Origin of the sequence: Zobellia sp. B3R18 (assembly GCF_018860715.1) — a bacterium.
Lineage (GTDB): Bacteria > Bacteroidota > Bacteroidia > Flavobacteriales > Flavobacteriaceae > Zobellia > Zobellia russellii.
The window spans coordinates 833237-851500 of the sequence record NZ_JAHKQG010000011.1 but is presented as its reverse complement, the minus strand read 5'-3'; the positions used below and the strand labels follow the sequence as shown (position 1 = coordinate 851500).

The 18264-nt window shown below is 39.8% G+C and carries 12 protein-coding genes; 3 read left to right on the top strand and 9 right to left on the bottom strand.

The window, feature by feature from the left end; genetic code table 11:
- Positions 1-7: 7 nt before the first annotated feature.
- Positions 8-1762: an aspartate--tRNA ligase gene (gene aspS, locus KO513_RS10070; protein ID WP_215913281.1), complete on the bottom strand. Its 1755-nt coding sequence runs from the start codon at positions 1760-1762 to the stop codon at positions 8-10.
- Between the two features lie 193 nt (positions 1763-1955).
- Between aspS and KO513_RS10065 the strand changes: the two genes are divergently transcribed.
- Together KO513_RS10065 and KO513_RS10060 are read left to right on the top strand one after the other, a co-directional pair.
- Positions 1956-4925, top strand: a complete 2970-nt coding sequence (locus KO513_RS10065; protein ID WP_215913280.1) for a SusC/RagA family TonB-linked outer membrane protein — start codon at positions 1956-1958, stop codon at positions 4923-4925.
- 20 nt (positions 4926-4945) lie between these two features.
- The gene (locus KO513_RS10060; protein ID WP_215913279.1) at positions 4946-6289 is read left to right on the top strand and encodes a RagB/SusD family nutrient uptake outer membrane protein; all 1344 of its coding nucleotides are present in this window, start codon (positions 4946-4948) and stop codon (positions 6287-6289) included.
- A 70-nt stretch (positions 6290-6359) separates the two neighbouring features.
- Here the strand turns inward: KO513_RS10060 and KO513_RS10055 are convergent, their stop codons facing one another.
- The 6 genes from KO513_RS10055 to KO513_RS10030 form a co-directional block, all read right to left on the bottom strand.
- Positions 6360-9866, bottom strand: coding sequence for an efflux RND transporter permease subunit (locus tag KO513_RS10055; RefSeq protein ID WP_215913278.1), 3507 nt, complete (start codon positions 9864-9866; stop codon positions 6360-6362).
- Entirely contained in the window at positions 9856-11040 is a 1185-nt protein-coding gene (locus KO513_RS10050) for an efflux RND transporter periplasmic adaptor subunit (protein WP_215913277.1), read from the bottom strand. The genes KO513_RS10055 and KO513_RS10050 overlap by 11 nt, the downstream gene beginning before the upstream one ends.
- Positions 11041-11067: 27 nt before the next feature.
- On the bottom strand, positions 11068-12432 hold the full coding sequence (locus KO513_RS10045; protein WP_215913276.1) for a TolC family protein: 1365 nt from the start codon (positions 12430-12432) through the stop codon (positions 11068-11070).
- Entirely contained in the window at positions 12433-13038 is a 606-nt protein-coding gene (locus tag KO513_RS10040; protein ID WP_215913275.1) for a TetR/AcrR family transcriptional regulator, read from the bottom strand.
- An 85-nt stretch (positions 13039-13123) separates the two neighbouring features.
- A complete protein-coding gene (locus tag KO513_RS10035; RefSeq protein WP_215913274.1) occupies positions 13124-13546 on the bottom strand; it encodes a hypothetical protein in 423 nt (140 codons plus the stop codon).
- Between the two features lie 13 nt (positions 13547-13559).
- On the bottom strand, positions 13560-14102 hold the full coding sequence (locus KO513_RS10030) for an RNA polymerase sigma factor (RefSeq protein ID WP_215913273.1): 543 nt from the start codon (positions 14100-14102) through the stop codon (positions 13560-13562).
- Between the two features lie 144 nt (positions 14103-14246).
- Between KO513_RS10030 and KO513_RS10025 the strand changes: the two genes are divergently transcribed.
- The gene (locus tag KO513_RS10025) at positions 14247-15221 is read left to right on the top strand and encodes a polyprenyl synthetase family protein (RefSeq protein ID WP_215913272.1); all 975 of its coding nucleotides are present in this window, start codon (positions 14247-14249) and stop codon (positions 15219-15221) included.
- Between the two features lie 6 nt (positions 15222-15227).
- On the opposite strand, the gene KO513_RS10020 is transcribed toward KO513_RS10025, so the two are convergent.
- Positions 15228-16910: a CRTAC1 family protein gene (locus tag KO513_RS10020; RefSeq protein ID WP_215913271.1), complete on the bottom strand. Its 1683-nt coding sequence runs from the start codon at positions 16908-16910 to the stop codon at positions 15228-15230.
- Positions 16907-18262: a vanadium-dependent haloperoxidase gene (locus KO513_RS10015; RefSeq protein ID WP_215913270.1), complete on the bottom strand. Its 1356-nt coding sequence runs from the start codon at positions 18260-18262 to the stop codon at positions 16907-16909. The genes KO513_RS10020 and KO513_RS10015 overlap by 4 nt, the downstream gene beginning before the upstream one ends.
- Between the last annotated feature and the right edge of the window lie 2 nt (positions 18263-18264).

Here is an 18264-nt window from a genome sequence, read left to right as displayed (position 1 = left end):
TTGGTTTCTATGCTTTGATATCTATTTTTAAGTTCAATTCATGTAGTTGCTCTTGGTCAATAGGTGCAGGGGCATCTATCATAACATCTCGTCCGCTGTTATTTTTTGGGAAAGCAATGAAATCCCTGATAGTTTCCTGTCCTCCAAGGATGGATACCAATCGGTCTAAACCAAAGGCGATTCCTCCGTGCGGTGGAGCTCCGTACTGAAAAGCATCCATTAGGAAACCAAATTGCGCCTGAGCTTCTTCGGGAGAAAAACCAAGATGTTTGAACATAACACTTTGCACATCCCTATCATGGATACGTATAGAACCTCCGCCTATTTCATTTCCGTTCAATACCAAGTCATAAGCATTGGCACGTACTGCACCAGGGTCTGTTTCAAGCAATTCTAATTGACCCGGTTTTGGTGATGTAAACGGGTGGTGCATGGCGTGATAGTTCCCGGTTTCTTCATCAAGTTCCAACAATGGGAAATCTATAACCCATAACGGGGCAAATTCATCAGCCTTTCTTAAGCCAAGTCTTTCGGCAAGCTCCATTCTAAGTGCACTTAATTGAGCGCGTGTTTTGTTGGCGTCTCCGGAAAGCACACAAATTAGGTCGCCCGGTTTGGCTTGTGTAGCTTCTGCCCACTTTGCCAGATCCTCTTGGTCATAAAATTTATCTACCGTAGACTTAAAGCTGCCGTCTTCATTATATTTTGCATAAACCATTCCCTTGGCGCCAACTTGGGGTCTCTTGACCCAATTTACCAGTGCATCCAGTTCTTTACGAGTATAGCTTGCTGCTCCCGGAACCGCAATACCAACTACCAATTCTGCGGAGTTGAATACGCCAAAATCCTTATGTTGCGCAACGGTGTTCAATTCGCCAAATTCCATTCCAAAACGAATGTCAGGTTTATCATTACCATAAATGCGCATGGCATCATCATAGGTAATTCTTGGGAAGGCGGATATCTCTACCCCCTTAATTTCTTTCAACAAGTGTTTGGTAAGACCTTCAAAAGCATCAAGGATATCTTCCTGCTCCACAAAAGCCATTTCACAATCAATCTGCGTAAATTCAGGTTGTCTGTCCGCTCTAAGGTCTTCATCTCGGAAGCACTTTACAATCTGGAAATATTTATCCATTCCCCCTACCATGAGGAGTTGTTTGAAGGTTTGGGGAGATTGAGGTAAAGCGTAGAACTGACCTTCGTTCATACGGCTGGGAACCACAAAATCTCTAGCCCCTTCTGGAGTAGATTTTATTAAGTACGGAGTCTCAACCTCTATAAAACCCTGGTCGCTCAGGTATTTGCGTACTTCCATAGAAACCTTACTTCTAAAAATAAGGTTGTTTTTAACAGGATTTCTGCGGATATCCAAATACCGATATTTCATCCTAAGGTCCTCACCACCATCGGTTTCATTTTCTATGGTGAAAGGGGGTGTTTTGGATTCGTTTAGAACAATGACCTCGTCTACTAAAACCTCTATGTTACCAGTAGCAAGGTTGGGGTTTTTTGAAGATCTTTCTATGACTTCACCTGTTACTTGAACAACAAATTCGCGTCCTAAATGTCTAGCTTGCTCCAATAATTTAGAAGAGGTACGGTCTTCATCAAAAACCAATTGGGTTATGCCGTAGCGGTCACGAAGGTCTACCCAAACAACAAACCCTTTATCACGAGTTTTTTGTACCCATCCAGATAGGGTAACTTTTGTGTTTATATGAGATTCGCGCAATTCTCCGCAAGTATGGCTTCTGTACATAGGTAAATGTTGATTTATGAAAGAGCAAATGTAAGAAGATATGATGGTATCGGCTAAAAAATTATGATGGTGAATGTTTTTGACAATAGCGGAATAGAGCGCTAATATAAATGCTAAAATTTAACACAAGTTTTAGTTTTATGATAATTCTTAACTATATTGCTTTGAAATTAACTAATTCAAAATTTTGAAAATGAAACAAACTTTACTTAGAAAGTTGTATTTCCTAGCGTTTTTGACATTGCCCATTTCGGTTTTTGCTCAAGGAACGATTTCAGGAAATATTACGGATGCCACGGATTTGCCGCTTCCAGGAGCTAGCATTGTGGTAAAAGGAACAACTAATGGAACCACATCCGATTTTGATGGGAATTATGAAATATCGGTAGATAATTTTCCTGTTATGTTGGTGTTTTCCTCTTTAGGATATGCTACAAAGGAAATCAACGTGAGTAGTTCGTCAACCGTAAATATGGTTTTGGAAGAGTCTGCCATGGGTCTAGATGAGGTGGTGGTTTCCGGTTTGGCAACAACTGTAAAGAGAAAAAACTTGGCTAACGCGGTGGCAACTGTTTCCGCAGCCGAACTGGCAGGTGTTACCCCGCCAAAAACATTGGACGGAGCCTTGGCAGGTAAATTCACGGGTGCTGTGGTTAGTGCCAACTCTGGTGCGCCAGGTGGTGGTATGTCTATAAAGTTTAGGGGTATTACTTCTATTAATGGTAATTCGCAGCCTTTATATATTGTTGATGGGGTGTATGTGGATAACAGTAGTATTGCTTCCGGTGGTTTAAATGATGTTTCGGGTGCTGCAGCAGGAGGAAGTGCTTCCAACCAGGATAATGCAACCAACAGGATTGCGGATTTAAACCCGGACGATATAGCGAACATTGAAATTTTAAAGGGAGCTTCTGCTGCCGCAATTTACGGTTCTAGGGGTGCTGCCGGGGTTGTTATTATAACCACCAAGAAAGGTAAATCAGGCAAGACAAAGGTGAACTTCTCCCAGGGCTTCGGTTTTAACAAGATAATTAGGTTACAAGGTCAGAGAGATTGGACTGAAGCATTGGCCGAGGAGCAATATGGTGAGGGTGCTCTTTATGCTGCTGCTGCGTCTGCCGGAAAACTGAGAGATTACGAAAAGGAAGTATTTGGAGAAGAAGGTTTAATTTCCAATACCAACGTAAGTGCTTCCGGAGGTAGTGATAAAACTACGTTCTATGCAGGTATTTCAAATAACGATGAAGACGGTATTGTAAAGAATACCGGGTATAAAAAGAGCTCTTTTAGATTGAATGTAGAGCATAAATTCAACGAAAACATTAAGTTGGGATTGAACACCAACTACATAAGTTCTTCTGCGGATAGAGGGTTTTTCAATAACGATAATACAGGTACAACTATTGGTGTTGCCCTAACAAACACCCGTCCTTGGGATTTTCTTGAGCCGGATGAGAACGGTAACTATCCTGATCACCCAAATAACTCTTCCAACCCACTACAGACAAGAGATTTGTTTACAAACAATGAGCGTGTAAATAGATTTATTATTGGTGGAAATTTAGATGTAAACATTTTTAGAAAAGACAATTCTAATCTAAAGTTCATTGGACGTGTAGGTGTGGATACATATAACATGGAGGCTAAAGTAATTTTCCCAAAAGAACTTCAGTTTCAACGTCCTGACCAAGGAGGTGTAAATGGTGTGTCCGGTATAACCAACACAAACAACAAGAATGCAAACTATTCTGGTTTCTTGGTTCACAACTATTTTACGGATAGTGATTTATCCTTTAATACTCAGTTAGGTGTAACTAACGAACAGTTTTCGAGAAATACGGTTAGTGTTGTTGCTTCGGATTTAATTGCTTCGGAAACAAATCTTGATCAAAGTGCTAACCAGAAAGTTACCCAAACAAGGTTGGAACAAGAAGATTTTGGATTTTTTGTGCAAGAAAGTATTAACTATCAGGACAAATTTATTGGAACTCTTGGTGTACGTGGAGACAAGTCTACAAATAACGCAGATATTAATGAGCTGTTTTTCTACCCTAAAGCATCGTTGGCCGTTAACTTGAACAGCTTTGGTTTTTGGAGTGAAGATGCTTTGGTCAACCGGCTTAAATTGAGAGCCGCCTATGGTGAAGCAGGTACTTTTGCAAGGTTTGGCTCACTTTATACCGTTTATGAAAGTGCTCTTACTGGAGGCAATGTTGGTATTGTTGTTCCCCTAACACAAGGTAATCCTGATATTTTGCCGGAAAGACAGAAAGAACTTGAATTGGGTATAGACCTAGGAATGTTCAAAAACCGTTTAGGTCTAGAACTAACATATTACAAAAAGAATGTTGATGACCTATTGTTGTTGGCCAATACAGAGCCATCTAGCGGTTTCTCCACAAAATGGGAAAATGCGGGTGAATTGGAGAATAACGGGGTTGAAGTAGCCTTGAACGCAGCTATTATAAATAAGGATGATTTTACTTGGGATGCCACACTAAACTGGTGGACCAATGTATCCGAAATGGTGCGTATGGATGTTCCTGCCTATGATACTGGAGGTTTTGGTACTGGTCTAGGTACATTTAGAATTGAAGAGGGTGAAAGTGTAACACAAATAGTAGGTACAAATTTAGATGGAGATGTGGTGAAATTAGGAGATGCAGCTCCGGATTTTCAGACTTCACTTAATAATAGCATAAAGTACAAGAACTTTGCACTTTCGTTCCTATGGCATTGGAAGAAGGGTGGAGATAACATAAACCTTTCTAAACTTTTGTCAGATTTTGGTGGTACAAGTGCTGATTATGATGAGATTACTATTGACCCTGATGGTGTTATTCCAAATGGTGTATATCGTGTAAACAATGGTATTTTCGCCGGTAATGCAACGCCTTTCGTAGAAGATGCTTCTTATCTTAGGTTGCGTGAACTTGGTTTCTACTATACAGTACCGGAAAAGAATATTCAAGACTGGTTCAATGGAGTTGTGTCTAGTGTAAAAGTTGGGCTTTCCGGAAATAACTTGATCAATATCTTTGATTACAACAGTTATGACCCAGAGGTTTCCAATTTTGGAGGAACAGGTCTTTCTTCTGGTGTAGAAGTAACACCGTTTCCTTCATCCAAAAGATACATGATGCATATATCGGTGCAATTTTAATTTTAAAAAAAATTAGCGAAATGAAAATACTAAAACAACTAAAAATAGTAACCATTATAGCGGCTATTTTTCTAGTAACGGCATGTGAACTAGATGGTGGTGAGAGTTTAAATGGTGCAAGTACGTCGTCAATATCTGACGACCTTTCCAGGGGAGAGTTGCCACAGGCGCTTACTGGAATTTTATCGGATATGCGTGTAGGTCTTTCCACAAATACGGATGTACTGAGTATAGTGGGTAGGGAATACTATTACTTTACTTCCTCAGATCCAAGATATGAAGGTGATGTGGTAGTAGGAAATTTAAATAACAATACCTTTTATGTAACCACACCATGGGGAGCTAGATATGCTGCAATAAAAGATGCAAATCTTATTTTGGAAGGATTGGATAATACCACTTCTGACCTTTCTGATGCCGAGATATCTGCAACGAGAGGAACCATTAGTACACTTAAAGCGCACGAATTACTTATGTTGAGCAATAATCAACATGATAATGGTATTCGTATTGACGTTTCCGATTCTGAAAATCTTGGGGCTTTCGTAGATAGAGCAGGGGCACTTGATGCTATTGCCGACTTGCTAAATTCCGCAGCAACCGATTTAAATGCGGGTGGAGGTGAACTTCCATTTAGCATGACACCAGGTTATAATGATTTAAAGAAAAGTGACGCTGCCTCAGGAGACCAATTACCGCTAACACCAGCAGATATATTGGAGTTTAATAGGGCATTATTGGCTAGAGTTGAAGCTTACCGTGGTAATTATCCTGCTGCTTTGGCGGCGCTTGAAGATTCTTTCTTTGACTTAAACGGAGATTTAAGAAAAGGGGTTTACCATAATTTTAGTTTGAGTGGAGCAGATCTTTCAAACCCTCTATTTATTGCCTTAAATCAAGAAGCTAACGTTAGGGTGGCCCATGCGAGTTTCATTACTGATGCGCAAGATGGAGATGGTAGGTTGAGCAAAGCTGTTGAAAGACTTGAAAATAGAGATGCTTCTGGACTAGTAGGAACTCATGATGTAGCTATTTATGCAAGCCTTACTGATGATGTGCCGATTATAAGGAACGAGGAACTTATTCTGTTGTATGCAGAGGCAAATATAACAGCTAACCCAACAGAAGCTGTTGCGGCCCTTGATATTGTTAGAACTGCTGCTGGTTTGCCTGCATATTCAGGAGCTACGTCAGCTGCAGCTTTACAGGATGAATTATTGTATAACAGAAGATATTCATTATTTGGAGAAGGTCATAGGTGGATTGATATGAGAAGGTTTGGTAAATTGGCAGAATTACCAAATGATAGGTCCACGGACAGCGTTCCTTCCGCACTTCCTGTACCTGCCAATGAGAACAAATAATATTTCGTATTTAATATAAAATCAAAAACCCGCCAATTGGCGGGTTTTTTTATGTAAGGAAGATTGGTTTTTAAACCGATGCTTCCAAATTGTTTTCGGTTTGTATTGGGCGTTCCTTTTTTCTTCCCCAAACGGCAATCTTTATTCTATAGATAATATTGAATAATACCGGAACAATAATCAGGGTTAAGAAAGTAGCAACTATCAACCCAAAGATAACCGTCCATGCCAATGGTCCCCAGAAGACTACGTTATCTCCTCCCATATAGATTTTTGCGTCAAACTCGGAGAACAATGAGAAGAAGTCAATATTAAGTCCAATAGCCAAAGGAATAAGCCCTAAAACGGTGGTAATAGCCGTAAGAATTACTGGGCGCAACCTTGCCTTACCACCCTTGGTAATGATTTCAGTAACCTCCTCTAACGAGATAAGGTCTTTGTCCTCCAGTCCTAAAGTCACCTTTTTACGGTCAATAAGAATCTGTGTATAATCCAGAAGTACCACACCATTGTTCACCACAATACCGGCAAGGGAAATAATTCCCATCATGGTCATCATGATTACAAAAGACCACCCGGTAATCATTAATCCGCCAAAGACTCCAATAAAGCTTAAGAAGATGGCAATCATAATAATAAGGGGTTTTGAAATTCCTCCAAATTGGAATATCAAAATAAGCATGATCAACCCAAGTCCTGAGAAGAAGGCACCTACTAAAAATTGCATTTGCTTATTTTGCTCTTCAATCTGACCGGTAAAATCAATTTTTACGTCCGCAGGAAGTCCTTTAAAGTTTTCCATTTCTTTCTGGATTTCCGCTACAATAGCTCCTGCATCACTAAACCCAGGTTTTAATTGGGAATAAACCGTAACCACTCTCTTTTTGTCCTTGTGCTTAATGGCACTAAAACCTGAAGAATTCTGCTGTTTGGCTACTGCCGAAACGGGAATTTCCTTAATCTGGCCGTTTGCTGGATCTCTAAAAATAATATTCTGATTGAACAGGGCATTTTTATTATATCTGATGTCTTCGTTAAAACGAACGTTAATATCATAATCCTCACCATCCAGCTTATATACACCTGCTTTTTCACCAAAAAGAGAACGTCTTAATTGTAGTCCCACTTGACCCACGGAGACACCTAGTTCACCCGCTTTTTCTCGGTCTACCACAACTTGCATGGAGGGCTTACTCTTGTTCACATCAATTTTTAACTCCTCAATACCAGCAATATTTTTGGTGTTGATAAAGTTTCTAACATCCTCGGCGGTACTGATCAATTCCGTATAGTCCTTGCCTTCCAATTCAATGTTAATAGGGTAACCGGCCGGTGGTCCATTGGCCTCTTTTTCTACTGAAATGGCAACGCCAGGGTAAATTCCCGTAAGGGCTTCCTGTATTTCTCCACGCAGTTTTTCGGTGTCACGACCTTTTCTATACTTAAACTCGCGCATAGATACAGTTACTTTTCCACGGTGGGGCATTTCCGCTGCAGAGCCACCATCGGTCTGGGGATTACCCGCTCCCTCTCCTACTTGGGATACCGCTGATTCTACCAAATAGTTGTAATCACCATTGGTATATTTATCTTGATTGGCAACGGCAAAAACCCTTTCCTCAATTTCTTTGGTAAGCCTATTGGTCTTTTCAATGGCCGTACCTTGTGGGTATTCTATATACGCATATATCTCATTGGGTTTGTTGTCAGGAAAAAACTCCACTTTAGTTCGCCCACTGCCTAGAGATGCTCCAAAGGCCATGAAAACCCCGATCAATAGAAGAAAGGTGATTCCAAAATACCAATATACGTTCTTGCCCCTTAACGCATGCGAAATGCGTCTTTCATACCAGTTCTCAAAACGTACCATGGCACCGTTCTGGAAGCTAATGGCCCATTTTTTAAGAGCATATTTGTATATCCAGAACATTAAGGCGGTAATAATCATAACCGACCCTAAGCCTCTCATGGTTCCGCCAAAAATCAGGATAAAGAGACCAAACCCTCCCAATATGGCGCTAATACGTATCAGCTGCTTTACTGTGAGTTCTTTTTCCCCTATTTCCATAAACTGCGATACCAACATGGAGTTCATGAAAATTGCTACGAAAAGTGATGACCCCAGTACAACCGATAATGTAATAGGGAAGTAAATCATGAACTGCCCAAAGATACCTGGCCATAGTCCTAACGGTACAAAGGCGGCCACGGTTGTTAAGGTTGAAATAATAATTGGAAATGCGATTTCTCCAATACCTTTCTTGGCGGCTTCGGTGCGGGACATGCCTTCGCTCATTAAGCGGTACACGTTCTCAACCACCACAATACCGTTGTCTACCATCATACCAAGACCCATAATCATACCGAACAGTATCATGGTATTTAGAGTATAGCCCAGGTTGTTCAAAACCATAAAGGACATGAACATAGACATAGGAATGGCAAAACCAACAAAAAGGGCATTTCTAAATCCTAAGAAGAACATAAGAACGGTAACCACTAGGATAATACCAAAAATGATATTGTTTACAAGGTCATCTACTTGGTTAAGTGTTCTTCCCGAAGAATCATTGGCAATGGTGATGTTCAAATCTGCGGGGAAATAATTTTCTTGTTCCTTTTTTACAATTTCCCTAACCTTTGTAGTGGCTTCGATCATGTTTTTGCCCGAACGTTTTTTAATGTCCAGCATTACCACGCTAGTTCCAAATTCTCGGGCATAGGTTGTCTTTTCCTCTTCAGAAAAAGTAACCTCGGCAATGTCCTTCAAATAAACTGCTCCGTTTTCGGATTTCACTACAAAATCGTTCAGCTCTTTAGGGTCTTTGACTTCTCCTAAAATACGGATCGTACGCCGTTGCCCACCAGAAAGAATATTACCAGCGGACATGGTAGAGTTTCCATTGCTTATGGCATTGATAACATCTTGGAAACTTACCTTGGAAGCCATCATTTTATAGACATCTACCGCAATTTCAACCTCCTTTTCTTGAGCTCCCCTAATGTTCACTTCCTTAACCTCGGGAAGGTCTTCAATTTCATCCTGTAGATATTCGGCAAACTCCTTTAGCTTTTCAACAGGGTAATCTCCCGTGAAGTTCACGTTCATGATAGGGAACGATTCGGAAAGGTTCAGGTCAAAAACATTGGGTTCAACTTTTGCGTTGTTAAACGTGGGCCAATCTTCACTGGCCTTTTCACCATCTACTTCGTCCTTTATCTTTTGTTTGGCCTGCTCTACGGAAAGTTCTTCATCAAATTCAACGGTAATAATAGAATAATCCTCTTGAGAAGTTGAGGTTACCTCTACCACATTGCTTACGTTTTTTAAACGGTCTTCAAGCGGGTCGGTTATCAATCGTTCTACATCTTCCGCGGTGTTACCCGGGTAAACTGTACTTATGTAAATTTTTGTCTCTACAATTTCAGGAAAATCTTCCCGAGGCATAGCAAAGTATGACTTTAGCCCCAACCATAGGAATATGGCGATCATTACATAAATGACCGAAGGATTGTCTATGGCCCAAGAAGATAGGCTAAACTCTTTATTAGCGTTTTTTTGCTGTTTACTGCTCATCGGTCTGGTCGTTTAAAATTTTAACCTTCTGGCCATCTTTCACACTTCTGGCACCTTCTTCTATAATATGGTCCCCATCGTTTATACCGGATAGGACTTCAATATGGCTCCCTTGGGTTTTTCCGGTCTTGATTATGCTCTTTTTCAAGATAGCTTCGTTCTCTCCATCAGTAGGTTCTGCAATGTAGACGTACTGGTCGCCTTCGGCATTTTCAGATATGATACTTTGGGGAATAACTATGGCCTCCTCATTGGTGTAGTCGTTTATATTCACCTTTGCCGTTAGGTTAGGTTTAATGTTCCCTTTTTTATTAGGAACCGAAATTTCTACGGTAAAGGCCCTGTTGCTTGGGTTAATGAAATTACCGGTCTGTCTAACCTTGGTGGTTACGGTATCTCCTAAAACCGGGAAATATACCTGAGCCTGTTTGCCAACTTTAATACCGGATAGGTAGGTTTCTGGAACATCTACTTCAATATACATGTCAGACAGGTTTACGATACGGAATACTTCCGATCCTGGCCCTGGTGAAACCACCGTACCTTGATCTTTTATTACGTTATCTATAATACCCGAAAACGGAGCTCTTATGGATGATTTGCCCAATTGACTCTGTGTTTGTTTTACGGCATCTTCAGCAGCTTCGTAATTGGTCTTTGCGGATAAGTATTCCAGTTCTGAACCGATTTTTTGATCCCACAGGCGCTTTCTACGCTCAAAAGTGGTTTTGGCAAGCTCTGCCTGTGTTTTAAGCTGAGATAGTTGGCTGCTCATGCCTCCGTCATCAATAGTTGCTAAAATCTGCCCAGCGGCTACCCTTTGACCTTCTTTTACATATACACGCTGCAAAGTACCAGACATTTCAGGATATACAAGAACGTTCTGTTTGGTCTTGACGTTACCTTGAAGTTCTAAGAAATGATCAAACTTTTCCGCCTTGGCGGTTACCGTGGTAACTAGAGGCAGTTTTTCATCATTGCTCATAGTAGCAATGACGGAATCAAGCTTTTTAAGTTCCGATTCCAGCGATTTTTGTTTTTCCGAAAGCTCACTTTTTTTGGCTCGTATACTTTCTAAATTACCCTGTGAAATGATATCGCTAACAGACGCTTCCTTCTCGCCACAAGCGGAAAAAAGTAGAGCGGTAGTTGCTAAGTATAGTATTTTTTTCATCGTAAAAAGTTTGTTATGTTATTTATCTTATTGCTTAAGATTAGATATGGGTTCGTTTATAATAACCTCTAATTCGGTTTTTTTGTTGATGACTTCCACCATAGATTGCAAATAGCCTTGTTGTGCATCGTAAAGTTGTGTTTGTGCCTGACGAAGGTCAAAACTACTGGCAATACCCTCGGAGTATTTAATCTGGTTTTTGTTCTCAATACGTTCGGCCAAACCTAAATTCTGCTTTGCTGTTTCGTACTCTTCAATAGAAAGTATATAATCGCTTTTAGCTTTTTCAAGCTGAAGTCGTATTTGTTCTTCTGCTTCGGATAACTGTGTTTTTGCTTTTTCCATGGCAATTTTGGCCCGTGCCGTACTTGCACTACGTTTACCTGAACTGAACAATGGAATACTAAGGTCAAGACCTAAAACGGATGAGTCAAACCAATCTTGTTCACTTTTAAAGAAAGTAAAACTGTCCGAATAAGCGGTAGAGCCATAGTTTATAAAAGTGCTAAGTGTTGGTAATGCGCGGCTTCTTGCCAATTTCCACTCAAAGAACCTTTGTTCCGTTAGATTTATGGCCAACTTATAGTCTACGTTATTTGCCATATTGAACTCGGATTCCATGAGGGCAAAATCTATCTGTGATTCGGCAAGGTCATCCAGGTCTTCTTCCAGCTTTGTAGGTGCGTCTATAGCAATGCCCATTACAAGGTTTAGCATTTGGCGCGTAATATTCTCTAGCCGAACCGTATTTTTTAATTGGCTTTCTATGGAAGACAGGGTAATCTGTAATTGTTCTACACTTTCTTCATCGCCCAGACCGTTTTCGTACAGTTTGTTCGTTTCAAAAAGATTTTTTTCCAGATTGGCTTTGTTCTTTTCTAGAATGGCTACACTTTCTTTGGCCAATAAGACGTTTCCGTAGGCTTCTACAACGGACTTCCTTACCTCTTGATCTGTTTTCTCTTCGTTATTGGCGCTATAGCTTAAGAATGATTTTGTTGCCTGTACCCCAACTATATAGGAGCCATCAAAAATCTTCTGTGTTAAGGTGGCCGTAGCCGATGCTTGGTGGGCTTGCCCAAAAACTATGGGAACAAACTCTCCGGGTGTTCCTCCGGCAAATTCAGCGGGAATTAATGAAACCGGTTGTTTTAACTGATTTTGATAGCTAACGGAACCATTTATTTGAGGCAGTCCGTCCGCAATGGTTTCCCATTTCTGTTTTCGGGCATCAACAATATCCCGACCCGCATTAATGGCGCTGTAATTATTTTCTAGCGCAAATTCTATGGCTTCCTCTAACGTAAAGCTATAGGTTTTTTCGGGTGGATCTTGAGAAATTCCGAGCACAGCGGTTAGCAATGCTAGTGAAGTCAAATATATATTTCTCATTTATTCTTGGTTTGAATTGATAATTTCATTTAACACTTTTCTTCCTTTTGGAGTAACAATACCCCGTATATGGTACTCTAGATAATTGTCCATTAAATCTTGCATGGGAAACTTTTCCATTGGAAAAAGGCGATGGTCTTTAATGCTTGTTATTCCGGAAAAATAAATTCTTGAAATAAACTCTACATTTAGGCCTTCTCTATAAATACCTTTTTCAATACCCCTATTTATATTATCCAACACACAATCTTGCATTACCTCAAATTGCTTATCTCTAAGGGTTGCATGGATTTTTGGATAGTATTTTTGCAATTGATACTGTGGAGATGATTTTTCATCTTTTAAGTTGACCATCACAAATTTTTTAATGTCATAAAGTTCTTCTATTGGGTTTTTGTTTAGGGAACAGATTTGGTTTATACCTGCTGAGATAGCACTAAAAAGATGGGCGGTACATTCCTGTACCAATGTCGTTTTATTTGCGTAATGTGTATATATAGTTTTTTTTGAGATGCCCATCTCTTGGGCAAGGTCGTCCATTGTAACACTCTTGAACCCTAGGCTCAAGAACATATCTGTTGCTTTATCTAAAATTTTTTCTTTCATAGATGGCGCAAAGATAAGTTAGGAAACTTTAAAAACATTAAAAGTTTCCAAAGTTTTACAGTTATTTAACATATCCTTAGGACGCTCAAATTTCCTTTTCGTTACGCTTACGTTCAACATATTTGTCATATGCCTGTTCTCCTTCTTCTTTCCAGAACTCATCGTAGAATTTCCATTTAGAAAAATCATCATTACACATCCTGCTAAACTTGCTCTTGCCGGGCCGGTTAGATTTCCTTTTCTTTCCTTTTTTCTTACCACCACCTCCTCCGTTGCCAAAGCCACCAAAGATTATTTTTGATAATAAAAGAAGTCCGGCCGCCTGCCAATAGGTTAGGGTGGTCAATCCAAATAGTTCTGGCATCAACCAATTCCATAGGTACATAAAGACGTAGGCAAATAGCAGTACAAAGGCTATTCCTGCTATGATGTAGAACAAGACCTTAACAAACTTTGTTACATATTTTTTGGTTTTGCTCTTTACTTTTTGTTCTATATAGTCTTCCATAATCCGTTTATTTTTAGTTTATATTCTGTTTTTTCAATTCTAATTGTTTTAACAATAGTGCTAGAGCTCGGTGCCGGCGCGACATTAAAGTTCCTGCAGGTATGCCTGTTTCTTTAGATAGTTCTTGATAGGTATACCCTTCAAAATCTATGGCTACGATTATATTTCTGTAAAGTGGCTTAAGTTGGGCAATAGCTTTTTTAAGCTCGGTTTTCATTTCTTCGGAATATGAATTGTCTACTGACCCATAGAGGAGCTCGGTAAAGTCGGCCAACTTGTTTTCCATTTCGGATTCAATATTAACCGCCGGCTTTTGGGTTCGCATTAAATCCACAATTTTATTGCGCAGGGAATGGTAAACAAAGCCCGCAATATTAGTAATAGGCAGTGCACTATCTGAACGAGAGAACAGCTTTAAAGCAACATCTTGGACAATATCATCAGCATCTCTATCCGCTGCATTATCTATTCTAGATTTTGCATACGCCTTTAGCGAACGATATTCTTCGTCAAAGAAGGTTTTTAGGTTTTTATAGTTTTCTGTGTCCGAAGTCATTAAAATGCTTTTTGCAGCTATTCTTCACAAGTAAAGACGATGGTTTTCAAATCTATTGCATTTTTTTTAGGTTATTTTTTTACAAAAGCTTCTAAACCGGCATTCTTTATATAAATGGTCTTATTTTTGAAAAAATTTTCTTGAATGCATTCCATAGAATTTTACCGTTCAGAGTTTATTTCATTTTTAGAACAGAAGTCCGTTAAAAGAGAACCAAATAACCTTTACGCTCCTATATCCTATATTTTGGGTCTGGGAGGTAAGCGTTTAAGGCCAGTTCTTACATTGTTGTCCGCCGAATTGTTTGAAAGCGATTATAAGAAGGCTCTAGAGGCGGCCCTGGCAGTAGAGACTTTTCATAACTTCTCTTTGGTTCACGATGATATTATGGACGATGCTCCGTTGCGTAGGGGAAAAGTAACGGTACATGAAAAGTGGGATACAAATACCGGAATCCTTTCTGGGGATGCCATGTTAATCACGGCGTATCAGCTATTCGAAAACTATGAAGGGCATACCTTTAAAAACTTGGCAAAGCTCTTTAGTAAGACCGCTTTGGAAGTGTGCGAAGGTCAGCAGTATGATATAGATTTTGAGGAACGTGACGATGTAACCCTACCGGAATACCTTAAAATGATCGAGTTTAAAACGGCGGTACTCGTTGCGGCTGCTTTGCAAATGGGAGCAATTATTGCCGAAGCCTCGGAAAAGGAACAGGAAGATATTTATAATTTTGGATTGAACTTAGGTATCGCTTTTCAGTTGCAAGATGATTATTTAGATGCCTTTGGCGATCCCAAGACTTTTGGAAAACAAGTGGGGGGAGATATTATTGAAAACAAAAAAACCTATTTATACCTTAATGCTTTGGAGCTAGGTACGGCAGATCAAAAGAAAGATTTGTTGGATATGTATTCCATTCAGCCTAAAGACCCTTCAGCTAAAATTGAAACCATAAAAGAAATTTTTATAAAAAGCGGCTCTGCGGAGCATACTCAGAAGGCCATTGAGGAATATACCCAACGGTCATTTAGGCTTTTGGATGTTCTAAATATCTCATCCGATAAAAAGCAGATTCTTCAAGAGTTTGGTGAAGGGCTTATGCGAAGGAGGGTTTAGGTTTGTTTATATATTATTGATTTTCCTGCGGTAAAGTAATAAGGCTATAACGCAGATACCGGCTACAACAAATATGAACCAATAGGATTGTTTTTTTTCTGCTGGAATTTCAGTAATTGTTATTTGTTGATTAATATCTTGATTTAGTAGTATCTGTTTTTCTCCCCCTGCCCAAGTGACAATAATAGAATCCACTTTTGTGGCATTGGCAAGTCCAAAATGAGAAATTGTTGAATTTTGGGATAGATGACTAGATCCACCGCCATCAACTTCACGTATCATGCGTTTACCGCTAGCCACGATTTCTACTCTAGAGCCTATGCCATTTTTCTCGGCTGCAACACCATTTAAGGCTACTTTTAACCAATTTCCTGTTGCCGAATCGTTTCTGTACAATTTTGTTTTGGACGGTGTTGGGTACTCTAAGGTTGGTGCTTGGTTAACTACCAACAGGTCTAAATCACCATCATTATCCATATCAAAAACCACGGAACCTCTACCTATACCATAATCATTTATAGCTTTTTCCCTGCCTTTTTCAGTAAAGGATGCATTTTCATTTTCAAAATAAAAATTTCCCATAGGAGTACAGTTTGGATTAAGATCACCGTTGGAAACAAATAAGTCCAAATCGCCATCATGGTCAAAATCTGCAAAGTTAGCGCCCCAACTTATGGCTAGCTTATAGGTGCCTAATGGCTTAGCTCTATCTATAAATGGCTTGCCTTCACCTTGATTTTGCATTAAAAGGTTGAATTTTATGTTGGTAACATAATAATCTAGAAGACCATCGCCATTAAAATCGCCAACGGCGGAACCCATTGCGTTTTCTTTAAGGCTCATGGCTGTTTCTTCACTGACATCCATGAACGATTCTTTTGGGTATAGGTTTTTATACAGAAAGTTGGGTACCGCTTTATACCCAAAATCTTGGTTGACCAGTAAATCTTGATTGCCATCATTATCAAAATCTGTAAAAACACCACCAAAACCGAAGCCCTTATGACCTAAGTTGTACTCTTCATATACATTTTTAAACGTTTGTCCATTTTCGTTCAATAGAAGATAGCTTTTTGACGTTTGATTGGCACTAACAATGGTAGCGTCCTTTAGCACGCCCAGCTTTCCCTCAAACTCTTGAAAGTAGTTGCCAACGAAAAGATCCGGATATCCGTCGGCATTTATATCTCCAAAGCTTGGTCCGGTGCTGAACGAATTTAAATCGGTTAGTTGGTATTGTGAAGTGGCATTTCTAAAAGTAAGATCGCCGTTGTTAAGGAATAATAGGTTTTCCGCTCTTGGAATTCTGTTGGTTCCGTCAGTTGTGTTTATAGTGGTTATAAATAAATCACGAAATCCATCTCGGTTTACATCTGCACTAACAACACCTTGCGTCACATATTTCTTAGTGACTTCCAGGCCTGAATGTTCGTAAATATCTTTAAACGTACCATCTCCATTGTTAAGGTAAAGGGCATCGGCTTTCGTACCACTTGTAATGAATAGATCTTCAAAACCATCATTGTTGAAATCAGCAACTGTGGCACCCCCGCCAAAAGTGCCTTCAAAAACGTGAAACTGATGATTGATACCTGCAGATTCCGTAACGTCACTAAAAGCTGTCTGACCAAAACAAGTAATAATGGTAAGGTAATTAAGAAGAAAAAATAAGAGACATTTCTTTATCATTGGTCAGTTTGTGTCCAGTTTAGTTCAATTATGTTCTTAGCTATTTTTACTCCTTCTTCCAAGCCTACGTTATTATCCTGAGGTGTATGAATGCCCCCATAGAATCTTGAATCTGCCGTTTCTTGGGCAGCCTCCCAAAAGGAATTGAACTCGCGGGAAACAAAATCGGTGTCCCTAACATCGTCTCGCTTTCTACCTTCGTGAGCTTTATCAATAAAACGAAATTGCTTTCCGAAGGAATCTTCTAAAACTGCTGCTGCTGCTGCTGCTTGAATAGCATGTCCGGATGGGAATGCAGGGAAAGGTGGGTCTGGCCAAAATGATTCCCATTCTTCATCAATGTACTTTGGAATAAATGTGTTAGCACGTTCGGAAAAGAAGTGATATTTCCATTCCCAGCATTTGATAAAAGCATCGGCAACCGCAATACTTGTTTTTGCATAGACCTCTGCACATTCTATTAACGGTGGTCTTTTTTGTTCAATAGCCAAGGTAGCAATATAGAAAGAATGACCTGGAGGGGTAAAGGTTACATCCGGATCATCTCCCCACCATATAGCGGCTTCCTTTTCTAATTGTGTAAGGGTCAAATCTTTCTCGTAAACCTGTAGGAATTCTTTATAATAGGGAGATTCCGGTAGAGTATCGTAAGGAATAAAAGTTGGAAGGGGTAAGGAACGGTTCTTTTTACTGAAAGTTCTGTTTTTGCCCCAATGTGGATGCAATGGGTGGTGACTAAAAGATTGCGCGAATAAAGGTGGTTTCCATGAGCCGGGGCGAGTAGTATGAACCATTTCCTTGTCAAAATTATTTAAATACCCTCTATGTCCTCCATCCGTTTTAGACCATTCAAAAATTGCGGACGCAACTGCCTTCCCGTAAGCAACCGACTGTTGGGCAGTTTCATTGCTCAATGTTTTGGAAAATTGCTCGTAGATTGCACTTTCCAAGGAGTCAATTTTTAGCTTGTTTTCATCTGAAGTCTGTACATATATGTTTCTTAAGATATCTGCTTGGGCTGCATTGAGCGATAGACCCCAATCATAATCTGCTGTTTCCTCTGGTTTTGGAAGAGTTGTAAGACCATCTAACTGGCCCGCTAGAGATTGGTGAGATGTATACCCGTTAACAATGGATTCGTACATTGTTAATCCTATATATGCAAAACCACGGGAGGCAAATGTTGGAGAATTTGAAGGGGTGTACTGTGTTATAAAAAGGGACATATTGGCCCATTCAATTGCAACATCTTGTTCCGATAGTTTTTCATTGTTAGAAGTTGAACAACCAAAGTTCAAAGTCAATGCTACAATTATTAGAACATAATAAACACCTGAAATTTTCTTCTTCATAG